General features: G+C 71.9%; 12 protein-coding genes. 6 read left to right on the top strand and 6 right to left on the bottom strand.

Going from position 1 to position 15,080, the window contains the following annotated elements:
* The first annotated feature begins 9 nt into the window (after window positions 1-9).
* A complete protein-coding gene (locus ABEG17_RS18070; protein ID WP_406830874.1) occupies window positions 10-2,853 on the top strand; it encodes a DEAD/DEAH box helicase in 2,844 nt (947 codons plus the stop codon).
* A 69-nt stretch (window positions 2,854-2,922) separates the two neighbouring features.
* Window positions 2,923-4,428: an MFS transporter gene (locus tag ABEG17_RS18065; RefSeq protein ID WP_406830873.1), complete on the top strand. Its 1,506-nt coding sequence runs from the start codon at window positions 2,923-2,925 to the stop codon at window positions 4,426-4,428.
* A gap of 35 nt (window positions 4,429-4,463) precedes the next feature.
* Here ABEG17_RS18065 and ABEG17_RS18060 read toward each other — a convergent pair whose 3' ends face one another.
* Complete coding sequence (locus ABEG17_RS18060; RefSeq protein ID WP_406830872.1) at window positions 4,464-5,402, bottom strand: 5'-3' exonuclease H3TH domain-containing protein; 939 nt, start codon at window positions 5,400-5,402, stop codon at window positions 4,464-4,466.
* Window positions 5,403-5,450: 48 nt separating this feature from the next.
* On the opposite strand from ABEG17_RS18060, the gene ABEG17_RS18055 reads away from it, so the two are divergent.
* Window positions 5,451-5,873 (top strand): Lrp/AsnC family transcriptional regulator, encoded by a 423-nt coding sequence (locus tag ABEG17_RS18055; protein ID WP_406830871.1) that lies wholly within the window; start codon window positions 5,451-5,453, stop codon window positions 5,871-5,873.
* 109 nt (window positions 5,874-5,982) lie between these two features.
* Here the strand turns inward: ABEG17_RS18055 and ABEG17_RS18050 are convergent, their stop codons facing one another.
* A complete protein-coding gene (locus tag ABEG17_RS18050) occupies window positions 5,983-6,594 on the bottom strand; it encodes a hypothetical protein (RefSeq protein WP_406830870.1) in 612 nt (203 codons plus the stop codon).
* 247 nt (window positions 6,595-6,841) lie between these two features.
* On the opposite strand from ABEG17_RS18050, the gene ABEG17_RS18045 reads away from it, so the two are divergent.
* Window positions 6,842-7,462, top strand: coding sequence for a helix-turn-helix domain-containing protein (locus ABEG17_RS18045; RefSeq protein ID WP_406830869.1), 621 nt, complete (start codon window positions 6,842-6,844; stop codon window positions 7,460-7,462).
* Here the strand turns inward: ABEG17_RS18045 and ABEG17_RS18040 are convergent.
* From ABEG17_RS18040 to ABEG17_RS18025, 4 genes are all read right to left on the bottom strand, one after another.
* Entirely contained in the window at window positions 7,459-8,685 is a 1,227-nt protein-coding gene (locus ABEG17_RS18040; RefSeq protein WP_406830868.1) for a glycoside hydrolase family 15, read from the bottom strand. The two genes, ABEG17_RS18045 and ABEG17_RS18040, sit on opposite strands and share 4 nt — an antisense overlap.
* A gap of 24 nt (window positions 8,686-8,709) precedes the next feature.
* Window positions 8,710-9,210 (bottom strand): Cys-tRNA(Pro) deacylase, encoded by a 501-nt coding sequence (ybaK, locus tag ABEG17_RS18035; protein ID WP_406830867.1) that lies wholly within the window; start codon window positions 9,208-9,210, stop codon window positions 8,710-8,712.
* 45 nt (window positions 9,211-9,255) lie between these two features.
* Window positions 9,256-9,840, bottom strand: a complete 585-nt coding sequence (locus ABEG17_RS18030) for a biotin transporter BioY (RefSeq protein WP_406830866.1) — start codon at window positions 9,838-9,840, stop codon at window positions 9,256-9,258.
* A gap of 124 nt (window positions 9,841-9,964) precedes the next feature.
* Entirely contained in the window at window positions 9,965-11,425 is a 1,461-nt protein-coding gene (locus tag ABEG17_RS18025; protein ID WP_406830865.1) for a KamA family radical SAM protein, read from the bottom strand.
* Between the two features lie 86 nt (window positions 11,426-11,511).
* On the opposite strand from ABEG17_RS18025, the gene ABEG17_RS18020 reads away from it, so the two are divergent.
* Both ABEG17_RS18020 and ABEG17_RS18015 read left to right on the top strand, forming a co-directional pair.
* Entirely contained in the window at window positions 11,512-12,582 is a 1,071-nt protein-coding gene (locus ABEG17_RS18020) for an L-erythro-3,5-diaminohexanoate dehydrogenase (protein WP_406830864.1), read from the top strand.
* A gap of 50 nt (window positions 12,583-12,632) precedes the next feature.
* A complete protein-coding gene (locus ABEG17_RS18015; RefSeq protein ID WP_406830863.1) occupies window positions 12,633-15,074 on the top strand; it encodes a phosphoketolase in 2,442 nt (813 codons plus the stop codon).
* Window positions 15,075-15,080: the final 6 nt, after the last annotated feature.

Raw genomic sequence — 15,080 nt, 5'->3', positions numbered from 1 at the left:
CTCGGCACCATGTCGACCCCTGCCGAGCGGTTTGCTGCCTCCGCCGCGCGCTCGCCCGCCCGAAACCCCCAGCTCGCCCAGTTCACGGCCGGTCTCGAGTTCCCCCTGGACGACTTCCAGGAGCGGGCCTGCCTCGCCGTCGAGGCCGGCAAGGGCGTCCTGGTCGCAGCACCCACCGGTGCGGGCAAGACCATCGTCGGCGAGTTCGCCGTCCACCTGGCCCTGGCCACCGGTCGCAAGGCGTTCTACACCACCCCGATCAAGGCGCTGTCCAACCAGAAGTACGCCGACCTCGTGCGCCGCCACGGTGCGGCGAACGTCGGGCTCCTCACGGGTGACTCCTCGATCAACGGTGAGGCGCCCGTGGTCGTGATGACCACCGAGGTGCTGCGCAACATGATGTACGCCGGCTCGACCACCCTGCGCGGACTCGGCTTCGTGGTCATGGACGAGGTGCACTACCTCGCCGACCGCTTCCGGGGCGCGGTGTGGGAGGAGGTCATCATCCACCTCGCCGAGGACGTGCAGGTGGTCTCCCTGTCGGCGACGGTGAGCAACGCCGAGGAGTTCGGGGCGTGGCTGGCCGAGGTGCGTGGCAACCACGAGGTGATCGTCTCCGAGCACCGCCCGGTGCCGCTGTGGCAGCACGTCATGGTCGGCCAGGGCGTCTACGACCTGTTCGTCGACGAGCTCTCCGCCCCGACCACCGGCGCCGACGCCACCCGCGTGAATCCTGAGCTGCTGCAGGCGATCCGCACCACCGAGCAACGTGGCCGCTGGGACGACTCGGGCCGCGCCGGCAACGGCGGCGGTCGACTGCCCCACCGCGGTCGCGGCGCGCCCCGCGGTCCCGGTGGTGGTCCGGGCGGACGAGGTATGGCGCGTGGCGGCTCCGGGGGCGGCCCTGGCGGCGGCGGACGTCCCGGTGAGGGAGCGACCCGTTCGGAGGTCGTCAGCCGGCTCGACCGCGACGGACTGCTGCCGGCGATCACCTTCATCTTCAGCCGGGTCGGCTGCGAAGGGGCCGTCCAGCAGCTGCTGCGCGACGGAGTGCACCTCATCACCGAGGCCGAGGGCGACCGCATCCGCCGGACCGTGGAGGAGCGCATCCAGGGCCTGGCGGAGGAGGACCTGGGGGTGCTCGGCTACTGGGACTTCGTCGAGGGCCTGTCCCGAGGGTTCGCCGCCCACCACGCCGGTATGCTCCCGACGTTTCGCGAGATCGTCGAGGAGCTCTTCACCGCCGGGCGGATCCGTGCGGTCTTCGCCACGGAGACGCTGGCCCTGGGCATCAACATGCCGGCCCGCACCGTCGTGCTCGAGAAGCTCGTGAAGTTCAACGGCGAGACCCACGCGGACATCACCCCGGCGGAGTACACGCAGCTGACCGGACGCGCGGGGAGACGCGGCATCGACATCGAGGGCCATGCCCTCGTGCTGTGGAACCGCGGACTGGACCCGCTCTCGGTCGCCGGTCTGGCCTCGACGCGCACCTACCCGTTGCGCTCGAGCTTCCGGCCGACCTACAACATGGCGGTCAACCTCGTGGCCCAGGTGGGGCGCGAGACCGCCCGCGAGATCCTCGAGACGTCGTTCGCCCAGTTCCAGGCCGACCGGGCCGTCGTCGGCATCGCCCGGGCCGTGCGCCGCAACGAGGAAGGCCTCGAGGGCTACTCCGAGGGGATGGCCTGCCACCTCGGCGACTTCAACGAGTATGCCGGCATCCGCCACGAGATCGCGCGCCTGGAGAAGGACGGCGCCAAGGCGCGGTCGGCGAGCAGGCGTGCTGAGGCTGCCGTCTCGCTCGAGGGCCTGCGCATCGGCGACGTCATCAAGGTGCCGTCGGGTCGCAACGCCGGGTATGCCGTCGTCGTGCAGCCGTCCAGGTCCTACCGGGGCGAGGCACCGTCGCCGACCGTGGTCACCGAGGACAAGCAGCTGCGCAAGCTCACCCTCGTCGACGTGCCCGAGCCGGTCGAGGCCATCGCGCACGTCAAGGTGCCACCGCACTTCAACGCCAAGAGCCCCAAGGCGCGCCGCGACCTGGCCACGTCGCTGCGCATCGCCGTGCCGCACGACCCGCCGCCGCGGCGTCGCACCGAGTCCCAGCCGGGGGAGGACGAGCGGATCGCCGATCTGCGCCGTCAGCTCAAGGCGCACCCGTGCCACCAGTGCCCCGACCGCGAGGACCACGCCCGCTGGGCGGAGCGGTGGTGGCGCCTCAAGCGCGAGACCGTGGGGCTGCAGCGCAAGGTCGAGGGTCGCACCAACTCGGTGGCGCGGACCTTCGACCGCATCTGCGAGCTGCTGACCGAGCTGGGCTACCTCGGCGAGGGTGGCACGACGGTCCCGCCGCAGGGGGAGAACCTGCGGCGCCTCTACACGGAGAAGGACCTCCTCGCGGCCGAGTGCCTGCGCCTCGGCGTCTGGAAGCGCCTCGACCCGGCTGGGCTGGCGGCCATCGTGTCGGTGCTCGTCCACGAGCCACGGCGCGACGAGGCCGACCCGTCACCGCGGATGCCGGGCGACGACGTCGCCGAGGCGGTGGCCGAGATGAACCGCCTCTGGTCGGTCCTCGAGGACCGCGAGCGCGACCTCGGGCTGCCGCTGACCGGAGCGCCAGACGCGGGTATGGCGTGGATGATGCACCGCTGGGCCTCGGGCCAGAAGCTCGACTACGTGCTGCGCGGCCAGGACATGGCTGCCGGTGACTTCGTCCGCCGGTGCAAGCAGGTCGTCGACCTGCTCGGCCAGATCGGGGACGCGGCGCCGGAGCCGCAGCTGCGCACGACCGCTCGCAAGGCGATCGACGCGGTCATGCGCGGGGTGGTCGCGGCCGACCGCCTGGACTGAGACCGGGCCACGATCCGCCGGGTGGGACCCGACAGGGCACTGTCGTCCGCGCGGGGTGAGGATGGGTGGGTGACCCACCCCGCCACCACCTCACGCGGCGACGACCGCCAGGCCGACGACCGCCAGGCTGACCACCGCCCGGCCGACCAGCACCAGCCGGATCCCCGGCGCTGGAAGGCCCTGGCCGTCTGCCTCGTCGCCGGTTTCATGACCCTGCTCGACGTGAGCATCGTCAACGTCGCCCTGCCCAGCATCGAGAAGGGCCTGTCCGCCTCACCGAGCGACCTGCAGTGGGTGGTGTCCGGGTACGCCCTGACGTTCGGGCTCGTCCTCGTGCCCGCGGGACGACTCGGGGACGCGACCGGACGTCGGCGGATGTTCATCGCCGGGGTCGTGGTGTTCGGTGTCTCCAGCCTGCTGTGCGGCCTTGCGACGAGCAGTGCCCTGCTCATCGGCGCACGCCTGCTCCAGGGCATCGGCGGCGGCCTGCTCAACCCGCAGGTGTCCGGACTGATCCAGACGCTGTTCCGTGGTTCGGAGCGGGCCAGGGCGTTCGGGATGCTCGGTGCCACCATCGGCATCTCCACGGCCGTGGGACCCATCGCGGGTGGGGTGATCCTCAGCCTGCTCGGCGCCGACGCCGGCTGGCGCTGGATCTTCTTCGTCAACCTTCCCGTGGCGGTGGCAGCGGTCGTCCTCGCGCTGCGGTGGATCCCCACGGCCGAGCCGCGCGAGGGTGCCCGCAAGCGCCAGGACCTCGACCCGGTCGGCGTGGTGCTCCTCGGCGCCGGGGTCCTCGCCCTGCTCCTGCCGCTCGTCGAGAGCGGCCGCGGCTCGAGCTCCTCCTCCGTCCCCGGATGGGTCGCCGCCGCCGGCGCCGCCCTGCTGGCCGTCTTCGTGCTGTGGGAGCGCCGCTACACCGCCCGCGGCCACACGCCGCTGGTCGACCTGCGCCTCTTCCAGCTGCCGGGGTACGCCTCCGGCGCGGTCGTCGCCACCGTCTACTTCTCCGGCTTCACCGGGATCTTCTTCGTCCTGACCATCTACCTCCAGCAGGGCCTGGGCTACTCGGCCCTGCTCGCCGGCCTCGCGGTGACACCGTTCGCCGCCGGCTCCGCCGTGATGTCCGCCGTCGGAGGCCGCCTCGTCACGCGGTTCGGCCGCTCGCTGGTCACCTGGGGCCTGGTGCTGGTCGTGGTGGGACTGGTCGCCACCGACGTGGTCCTGTCGACGGTCGAGGGCCCCCGCACCGGCTGGTATGCCGCGCTGCCGCTCCTGCTCGCCGGCCTCGGCAGCGGGATGGTGATCTCCCCGAACATCACCCTCACCCTGGCCGACGTGCCCGTCGAGCGGGCGGGGACGGCCGGCGGCGTCCTGCAGACCGGCCAGCGCATCGGCACCGCCGCTGGCATCGCCCTGATCGGGACGGTGTTCTTCGCGGCGGCCAAGGATGGCGGGTCGGCAGGGGCGGCGCTCTCGCTGAGGGTGGCCACCGGCCTGGTGGTGCTGTCGCTGGTCGCGAGCCTGGCCGACGTCTGGCTCCGCCGACGCGCCACCGGGGAGGTGGCCGGGTAACCCGGGCTCCCGGCCACCCGCCAGACCAGCGGGGGTCAGTCGATGCGCAGGGCGGACAGGACGCGGTTGAACGAGCTGGTGACCCCGAACTCGCTCGCCACGCGGCTCATCAGGACCGGGTCCGCCACCTGCGTCGGCAGGGCCATGTCGACGTCGTCCACGGGGGCGTCCGGTGCCACCTGGACGACCTTCGGCGCCACGTCCAGGTAGGCCGCGCCGGCCTCGAGGCGGGACCGCTGGGCACCCTTGATCTCGGGGTCGCCGCTGTCGACGGCCGCGCGGAGGGCGACGAGCGTGCCGTACTTCTCGATCAGCTTGGCCGCGGTCTTCTCACCGATGCCGGCGACCCCGGGCAGGCCGTCGCTGGTGTCGCCGCGCAGGACCGCCATGTCGGCGTAGGCAGGTCCGTTGGCGACCGCATACTTCGTCTGCAGGAAGGCCTCGTCGACGAGGTCGGGGTCGCGGACCCCGCCCCGGGCGGTGTAGATGACGCGGACGTTCGCGGCATCGTCGACCAGCTGGAACAGGTCGCGGTCACCGGTCACCACGTCGACCGCCATCGAGCCCTTGTGCCGGGCGGTGAGGGTGCCGATGACGTCGTCGGCCTCGTACCCGTCGGCGCCGAGCCGCGGGAAGCCCAGTGCCTGCAGGGCGTCACGGATCACCGGCACCTGCGGGGTGAGGAGCTCGGGTGACTCCTCCTCGACGATCGACCCGTCGACCAGCCGGTGCGCCTTGTAGGTGGGGATGGCGTCGACCCGGAACGCAGGCCGCCAGTCGTTGTCCCAGCAGGCGACGAAGTGGGTGGGCTGGTGGGTGTTGATGAGCGAGGCGATCATGTCGAGGAACCCGCGGATCGCGTTCGTCGGCGGCTCGGAGTCGTCCTTGCGCTGGTCCGGCACACCGAAGAAGGCGCGGAAGTACAGGGAGGCGGAGTCGAGCAGCATGAGGCGTGCGGCCGGCGGGGAGGTCATGCGCTCATGCTGCCACCACGGAGGGTCCTGCCTCAGTAGGCTGCCCCCGTGGAAGACCTCGATCGACGCATCGTCGCCCTGCTGCGCTCGGACGGTCGGATGAGCTACACCGACCTCGGCAAGGCGATGGGGCTCTCGACGTCCGCCGTCCACCAGCGGGTGCGGCGGCTCGAGGAGCGCGGCGTGATCAAGGGCTACACCGCGATCGTCGACCACGCGGCGCTCGACCTGCCGCTCACGGCCTTCATCTCCATCACCCCCCTGGACCCCGCCGCTCCCGACGACATCCCGGACCGGCTGCGCGACATCGGCGAGCTCGATGCCTGCCACTCGGTCGCGGGGGAGGAGAACTACATCCTCAAGGCCCGGGTGCGCACCCCCGGCGACCTCGAGGGACTGCTGGCCCGGGTCCGGGCGGCCGCCAACGTCGCCACCCGGACCACCGTGGTCCTCTCCACTCCCTGGGAGTAGCCCATCGGGCGGACTGCCTCATCCGGGGGATCGGTGTCGGCGCCACCGGTCCTGCCGGGTGCTTCCACGGGCTGCTCGACGCGCCCGCTGCCCCACCTCGCGTCGGCACTCAGCGAACGTCGAACTCTTCGTGCATCCCGTTCGCGTAGTGGTTCTTGAGGTTGCACACCAGCTCGTAGCGACCCGGCGCAAGGGTCAGCGTCACCCAACCAACCGCACCAGATGTGATGCCCTCACCCGACCCGGCCGCGCACGGCGCAGACGCCTCACCAGCGCTGCCCCCCTCGGCGATCCGGCCGTCGGGTCCCGGCACACGCTCACCGGCAGCGGACTGCCCCGCCACCGGCATGACCACCAGCTCATGTGTCCGCCAGCCCACGTTGCTGGCGACGAAGGACACCGACCCTGCAGGCGCCGAACGGGGCGTCACGCTCAGACTCATCCGCGAGCCCATCGGCGCATCGCCACCCATCATCCGCGTCATACCCATGTCGGCGAGCCGGACCTGGACCGTTGCGCCCGGCAACCTCGCAGGCGCCGAACACGACAGCCGCGAGTAGTGGTAGCCCTGGGCGCCGCCCATCGCTCCGCCCGACGACCGTGCGCCGTTGCCCATCATCCCTCCGCCGCCCTGGCCTGCCGATGAGCATCCCGCGAGGAGCAGCACCGCCGAGACCGTCGTCACACCCAGGCCCTGGAGGGAGTTGAACCGCCGCGTCATCACCCATCTATACGAACACCCACGGCCATGGGACCTGCAGCGGCAAAGGTCCCGTCGGTGGCACCTCCGGGTCACGTCACACTGTGACGGCCGGCCGACGACACGGTCAGGCCCGTTCGTCGAGGGTTCGTGCTCACGAGCGATCCGCCGGATGACGGTGTGTCGTCGGCTGGCGGGACGCCCGCGGTATGGCAGTGCTCGACGGCATGGCGCGGGCCACCCACGAACGAGAAGGTACTTTGCCGACATGGCAAGTGATCCCCTCGCCGACCTCGGACCCCGGCTGCGCCGCCTGCGGACGGCGCGCGACCTTACGCTCGCGCAGGTGGGCAACGAGACCGGGTTGTCGGTCAGCACCCTGTCACGCCTGGAGTCCGGTGGTCGCCGAGCGACCCTGGAGCTGCTGCTCCCGCTGGCTCGGGTGTACGGCGTCACCCTCGACGAGCTGGTCGACGCGCCCGCCACCGGTGACCCGCGCGTCCACGCCAAGCCCATCCAGGCCTACGGCGGCACCATCGTCCCGCTGACCAACCGACCCGGGGGAGTACGCGCCTTCAAGCACGTCATCCGCCCGGCCTCACGTTCGGTCCCGGAGCCGGGCACCCACGAGGGCTACGAGTGGCTCTACGTCCTCGACGGCCAGCTGCGGCTCGTCCTCGGCGAGCACGACGTGGTCCTCGGTCCCGGTGAGGTGGCGGAGTTCGACACGCGGGTGCCGCACTGGTTCGGCTGCGCCGACGGCCGACCCGTGGAGATGCTCAGCATCTTCGGGCCACAGGGGGAGCGCATGCACGTGCGTGCCAGGCCCCACACCGCCAGGTCCTCGGAGTCCGGGAGCCAAGGGGTCAGAGCCAGGGGTGGGAGCTAGGGGCCGGGAGTCTCGAGCTCGGACAGCGCCAGGACGACCAGGCTCGCGGTCCAGACCAGGGGCGCGGGTCCGGCCGGCGCACCGCTCCTGGTGACCCGCTCGGGCAGGGACCCGTATGCCGTGCGGTGGGCGTCGAGCCAGTCCAGGCGCCTGCCGGCCTCGAGGTCGCGCCCGGCGGCGGCGTCGGTGACGGCGACCAGGGCGGTCTGCGGGGTCCATGAGGCGCCCCCGTTGTCGAGCCACTCGACCCCGGGGGCGACCCCACCGGCAGGCTGGGCCGCCTCGCGCTGGTAGCGCACCGCAGCGGCCTCGACGGCGCGGACCATGGGCGTCGGCAGGTCGCCCGGCGCCGTGAACGGTGGCAGGAGCATGAGCGTGGAGGCGTCGAGGCCGCCCACGTCGCCGAAGCGTTCGTAGCCGGGACCCATCTCCCGCGCCACGGTGGCTGCCAGCCTCTCGACCGTCGTCCGGGCGCGCTGGGCCGCGGCGTCGTCGCCGGTGACGGCGTAGTCGCGCCCGGCGGCCGCCAACCCGGCCAGCATCGGGGCCACGGTGCCGAGCGTGGTGCGCGTGACCTTGACCTCCCAGTAGTCGGGGGACGCCGGCGGCAACCGGTCGCCACCGGCCACGAGGCGGGTCAGCGTGGCCACGCAGCGGTCGCGCAGCTCGGCGGCGGAGGTTGGGACGCCCGCCCCACCGTCGCGACGGACCTCGGTGATCGCCCAGAGCACCCAGCCGCAGCCGTCGGACTGCCGGGCACGGTCGGTCAGGGGCGCGCCGTCCATCGCGTACCGCGCCCGGAAGCCCACGGCCGGGTCGAACTCGAGGCGCGACATACGGTCCAGCACCGAGGCCGCTTCGGCGCTGTGGCCGGTGCGACTGAGGGCGACCGCGGCGAACGAGCCGTCGCGGGGCCAGAAGTGGTGCCACGGGCCGCCCGGGCCGGCGGAGACGGTGCCGTTCGCCTCGAGGTGGGACCTCACGTCGACCAGGGCCCAGCGCGCCATGTCACTCCAGTGCGTGCCGGCCCCGGGCACGATGCCGGCGGCGACCCAGCGGGTGTCGGCGGCTGCCTGGCCGCTCTCGGCGTAGCCGGGGGCTGCGCGGTATCCCGGTGCGGTGATGAGGCGTTCGTCGGGAGACATGGCCTTGGCACCGGCCGCGGCGCCGGCGAGGAGGACCGTAGTGGCCAGCGCCAACGGCACCCAGAATCGTCGCCTCACCTCGTGCACCCTACGCTCGGCGACTCACCGGGCGATGGCGGCGACGGTGGCGCGGGTGGCGGTGACGAGGTCGGCGGGCGACAGCGAGATGTCGAGCCCGCGGTGCCCGCCCGAGACGTAGACGACGTCGAACTCCGTCGCGCTCTGGTCCAGCACTGTGGGGAGCGCCTTCTTCTGGCCGACGGGGGAGATGCCCCCGACGACGTAGCCCGTGCTGCGTTCCGCGGCCGCCGGGTCGGCCATCGTGACCTTCTTCAGCCCGAGCGCGGCTGCGACGGCCTTGAGGTCGAGGCTGCGGTCGACCGGGACGATGCCGACCGCCAGGCCGCGCGCGCCCTCCACCAGCAGCGTCTTGAAGACCTGCCCGGGCGGCACCGACAGCGCGGCCGCGGCCTCCAGTCCATAGGAGGCCGCGGCCGGGTCGTGCTCGTAGGGGTGGACCCCGAAGGCCACCCCGAGGCGGGTCAACGCCGTGGTCGCCGGGGTTCCGGCACCGGTGTCACGACGCTTCCCGCCGGCGCTCATGCGCAGCTCGTAACGTGTGTGGCCGGGTCCGGTGTGTTGACGGGGTCAGCGCTGCTCGACGCGCTGGACGAGCTTCCAGGCTGCGGGGAGCAGGCCGGCGGCGATGGCGATCTTGATCGCGTCACCGGCGAGGAAGGGCACGACACCCTTGGCGAGGCCGGTCTGCAGATCCATCCCGGTGCTGGCCATCAGGTAGGGCAGGCCGATCGCGTAGATGACCACGTTGCCGAGCACCATCAGCGCAGCGGTCCGTGCCACGGTGCGGTCGGCGCCACGCTGGGCGAGCGAGCCGACCAGGGCCGCCGCGGCGACGAAGCCGATGACGTAGCCGAACGACGGGAAGCCGAAGCCGCTGGTGTGACCGGCGAACCACGGCACTCCGGCCATGCCGGCCACCATGTAGAGGCCCACGCTGAGCAGCCCACGCAGGGAGCCGAGCGCTGCACCGGTGAGCAGGGCGGCGAAGGTGCCCAGGGTCAGCGGGACGGGGGTGAAGGACAACGGGATGGCGAACTGGGCGAGCAGGCCGACGAAGGCCGCGCCGCCGAGGACGAGGACGGCGTCCCGGACGAGGCCGCCCGGGATGACGTCGGCGAGGACACGCTTGCGGGGGAGGGCGATGGCAGTCACGGGAGCAACCTAGCGAAGCCTCGCGTCCCGGCCTACCGATGTCTCACGTCGGCCACGTCACAACAGCGCGTCGCCCCCGCGCCGGACGGCAGGAGGGCGACGCGCTGTGGACGTGCTGGGTTGGTCAGACGAGGGCGATGTCGCGCTCGGACGCCTCACGGCTCGCTGCGGCCTGCTCCACGGCGACGGCGTGCGCAGCCTCGTGGTCACCCTGCTCGCGCCACCACTGCTGGCCGGCCTCGGGGAGGGTGTAGATCGGGTCGTAGTAGACGTAGTCGCGGGACAGGGCGTCGGTGTCGGCACCTTCGATCGAGGTGCGGTAGTTCTTGCGCCAGAACGACATCCCGCGCTCGGTGTCGTAGCTGTCGACCTGGTGGACCCAGCGCTTGCCGACGAAGGGCACGTCGCAGACGATGCGCGGGGTCGCGAACCCGGGCAGGTAGCCCATCATCGAGTGCTGCAGGTGCTGGGCCTCGGCGAGCGAGACGCGCCAGTGCTCGCTGAACGGGATCATGTCGCACATGTAGAAGTAGTACGGCGTGATCATCGCGTCGTCCTGCAGCGCGAAGCAGAGGTCGAGCAGCTGCTCGGTCGTGTCGTTGACGCCGCGCATGAGGACGCCCTGGTTGCGGACGTCTCGGACGCCGGCCTGCAGCATCGCCTTGGCCGCGTCGGCGACCAGCGGGGTGACCGACTGGGCGCTGTTGACGTGGGTGTGGATGGCGAGCGAGACACCGCGGGAGCGGGCCTTCGCGGACACGCGGGCCACGCCCTCGACGACGTCCCCCTGCAACCAGTGCTGCGGCAGTCCCATGAGCGCCTTGGTGGCCAGGCGGATGTCGCGGATGTTCTCGACGTCGAGCAGCTTGTCGAGGAACCCCTCGAGGTTCTTCCACGGCATGTTGGCCACGTCGCCACCGGAGACGACGACGTCGCGCACCTGCGGGGTGCGCTGCAGGTAGTCGAGCATCGCGGCATACCGGTCGACCGGCTTGCCGGTGAGCTTGAGCTTGTCGATGACGGCGGTGGAGTTGCCGACGAGGTCCATGCGGGTGCAGTGCCCGCAGTACTGCGGGCAGGTCGGCAGCATCTCGGCGAGGACCTTGGTGGGGTAGCGGTGGGTCAGGCCCTCGACCGCCCACATGTCGTGCTCGTGCAGGCTGTCGCGGGTGGCGTGGGGGTGGCTCGGCCAGTCGGTGCGACGGTCGGAGAAGACAGGGAGCATGTAGCGGCGCACCGGGTCGGCGTAGAACGCACGGGTGAACTCGACGCCGGCGGAGGGCATGGACCCGTCGGCCCAGGTCTGCTCGCTGACCATGGTGTTCATCATCTGCGGGGGCACGAGCATCGACATCGTCGCCCGCTCGGCCTGGTCGCGCTCGAGGTCGGCGTAGAACGCCTCGGTGAGCAGGTCGCCCATCAGCTCACGCAGCTGCCTGAGGTTCTTGATGCAGTGCGCGCGCTGCCACTGGGCGCTGGCCCAGTCCTGGGCGGTGACGTCCCGCCAGCCGGGGAACCGGGTCCAGTCGGGCTCGACCAGCTCGCGGTGGCGGTAGACGTAGGGCTGCTCGATCGAGGTGCTCATGCGTGGCAGGATACGGGACAGGTTGCACTCCCAGTGCATCTTCACCGCAAGATCTTCGTCCCGTGTCGCTCTTTCAGGGAGATTCTGTGTCCGTCGCTGCCGACATCCGCTCGACCCCGTCCTCTCCGGTCGGCCTGCACCGCGTCCTCGACCCCGTCGGCGCCTCCCTCCCCCAGGCGGCCCGGCAGCTCGACGCGTCGCCGCAGCTGTGGCCCGACGAGGTGCGGATCAGCATCGAGACGCTCAACCTCGACGCCGCCTCCTACCGTCAGCTCTCCGAGAAGCACGGCGGCGACGGCGAGGCGGTCCGCGCCGAGGTGCTCGACATCGTCGCCACCCGCGGCAAGATGCAGAACCCCGTGACGGGTTCTGGCGGCATGCTCATCGGCACGGTCGAGGAGGTCGGTCCGGAGTCGACCCTCGGACTGTCCGTCGGTGACCGCGTCGCCACGCTGGTCTCTCTGTCCCTCACCCCCCTGGTCGTCACCGACGGGTTGGCCCGGTGGGACGGCCGCTCCGAGCGGGTGCCGGCCCAGGGGCACGCCATCCTCTTCGGACGGTCCATCGCCGCCCAGCTGCCCGACGACCTCAGTCCCGACCTCGCCCTGATGGTCATGGACGTGTGCGGCGCACCAGCGCTCGTGTCGCGGGTGGTGGGGGAGTATGCAGCCCGCGGCGTCAACCCCGTCGTGGCCGTCCTCGGAGGGGCCGGCAAGTCCGGGTCGTTGTCACTGGCCGCTGCTGCCGAGGCCGGTGCGTCGCGGACCCTCGGTGTGGTGCCGCACGAGCGGGAGGCCGAGCTGCTTCGGGCCAGCGGACTGGCCGACGAGGTCGTCGTCGCCGACGCCCGCAGCCCGCTGGGCCTGTCCGAGGCCGTCGCCGCGGCGGGTGGACCGGCCGACGTGACCGTCGTCTGCGTCGACGTGCCCGGGTGCGAGCAGCCCGCGATCCTGTCGACCGCGCAGGGCGGCACCATCATCTTCTTCTCCATGGCCACCAACTTCGCCGCGGCCGCGCTGGGGGCCGAGGGGGTCGCGGCCGACGTGCGCATGCTCGTGGGCAACGGCTACGTGCCCGGCCACGCGGCCTACGCCCTCGAGCTCGTGCGCGGGAACGCCGCGGTGCGCTCGCTCTTCGAGGGCCGGCTCGAGGAGTAGCAGGGTCCTAGGTCCTGTCGCACGAAGGACCTTCCATGGTGTCGTGAGCCATGACGACGACCGCCCCCGAGACCGACACCCGCCGCTACACCGCTGAGGAGCTCGAGCTCGACCTGCGCTGGTGGGCCGCGGCGAACTACCTGACCGTCGGCCAGATCTACCTGCGCGACAACGCCCTCCTGCGCGAACCGCTGCGCCTGGAGCACACCAAGCCGCGGCTGCTCGGGCACTGGGGGACCAGCCCCGGCCTGTCGATGGTCTACGCCCTGGTCAACCGGCTCATCCGCCGGACCGGGTCGGACTGGCTCTACGTCACCGGCCCGGGGCACGGCGGACCTGCCCTCGTCGCGGCCGCATGGCTCGAGGGGACCTACAGCGAGATCTACCCGCACATCGCGGCCGACCACGACGGGGTACGCGACCTGTTCCGGCAGTTCTCGGCGCCGGGCGGGATCCCCAGCCACGTCAGCGTGCAGACGCCCGGGAGCATCCACGAGGGCGGCGAGCTCGGGTACGCCCTCGTCCACGCGGCCGGCGCGGCGTTCGACCACCCCGACCTCACCGTGGCCTGCGTCGTCGGCGACGGTGAGGCGGAGACCGGTCCGCTGAGCGCGTCGTGGCGGCTGCCGACCTTCCTCAACCCCAGGCGTGACGGTGCCGTCCTGCCGATCCTGCACCTCAACGGCTACAAGATCGCCGGGCCCACGGTGCTCGGGAGGGCGCAGGACGAGGACGTCGAGGCCTACCTGCGCAGCCAGGGCTGGGACCCGGTCACCGTCTCCGGGGACGACCCGGCGGTGGTCTTCCCCGCGTTGTTCGAGGCACTGACCGCCGCCCACGAACAGATCGGTGCGCTCCGGGCCGCAGCTCGCGCCGGCGAGGGGCCGAGCGAGCCCGTGCGCCACCGTTGGCCGGCGATCATCCTGCGGACCCCCAAGGGGTGGACTGGCCCCGACGTCGTGGACGGCGTCCAGGTCCAGGGGACCAACCGCTCCCACCAGGTGCCCCTGTCCGGTCTCGCCGACAACCCCGAGCACCTGCGGCTGCTCGAGCAGTGGATGCGCAGCTACCGACCCGACGACCTGTTCGACGCCGAGGGCCGCCTCGACCCCGAGCTGCGCGCGCTCGCGCCCGAGGGCCGGCTGCGGATGTCGGCCACGCCATACGCCAACGGGGGGCTGCTGCGCACCCCGCTGCCGCCCGTCGACCTCGCCACCCACGAGGTGCCCGTCGATTCGCGGGGGGCGACCTGGGTCGAGAACACGCTGCCGTCCGGTGGTCTCATGCGTGACCTGTATGCCGCGACGGCGCGCCCCGACGGCGGCGGCACCTTCCGGCTGTTCTCCCCGGACGAGACCGCGAGCAACCGGCTGCAGTCGGTGTTCGACGTGACCGACCGGTGCTTCATGGGTCCGCTGCTGCCCACCGACGACCACCTCGGACCGGACGGCCGCGTCATGGAGGTGCTGAGCGAGCACCTGTGCCAGGGCTGGCTCGAGGGCTACCTGCTCAGCGGGCGACACGGTGTCTTCGCGACGTACGAGGCGTTCGCGATGGTGTCGGCGTCGATGGCGGTCCAGCACGCCAAGTGGCTCCAGCACGCGAAGGACCTTCCTTGGCGGGCCGACGTCTCCTCCCTCAACGTGTTGTTGACGTCGACGTGCTGGCGCAACGACCACAACGGGTTCTCCCACCAGGGCCCCGGCCTCATCGACTGCCTCATCCCGCTCGCCCCGGACGTCATGCGGGTGTGGTTCCCCCCGGACGCCAACACGGCCCTGTCGGTCACCGACCACTGCCTGCGCAGCACCAACCACGTCAACCTCATCGTCGTGGACAAGCAGAAGCACCTGCAGTACCTCTCGCTCGAGGAGGCGCACCGCCACTGCGCCGCGGGTGCCGGCGTCTGGGAGTGGGCGAGCACGGGCCCGGCCGACGAGCAGCCCGACATCGTCCTCGCGTGCGCCGGGGACGTCCCCACCCAGGAGGCGCTCGCCGCCGCGGAGCTGCTGCTAGAGCACGTGCCGGACCTGCGGGTGCGATTCGTCAACGTCGTCGACCTGATGGCGCTCCTTCCGGAGAACGACCACCCGCACGGGTTCTCGGACACGCAGTTCGACGACCTGTTCACGCGTGACAAGCACGTGGTCTTCGCGTTCCACGGCTACCCGCGCGCAGTCCACCAGCTCGTCCACGGCCGCAGCAACCCCGGGCGCTTCCACGTCCGCGGGTTCAACGAGCAGGGCACCACGACGACGCCGTTCGACATGGTCGTCCTCAACGGCATGAGCCGGTACCACCTGGCGAAGGAGGTGCTGCGACGTGCCGACCGGCGACCCGACGGCTGGGACCACCTGACCCAGCTGTGCGACGACCGGCTCGCCGAGCACAAGATCTGGATCCGCGAGCACCTCGCGGACATGCCGGACATCGCCGACTGGACGTGGACGCGCCCGGGCGACGTCGGGGCGACGGACGGTGCCGGCGGGTAGTTTCGA

Origin of the sequence: Pedococcus sp. KACC 23699 (assembly GCF_045348425.1) — a bacterium.
Classification (GTDB): Bacteria; Actinomycetota; Actinomycetes; order Actinomycetales; family Dermatophilaceae; genus Pedococcus.
Note: the sequence above shows the minus strand (reverse complement) of the source record. Positions and strands in the feature narration are given on the sequence as shown.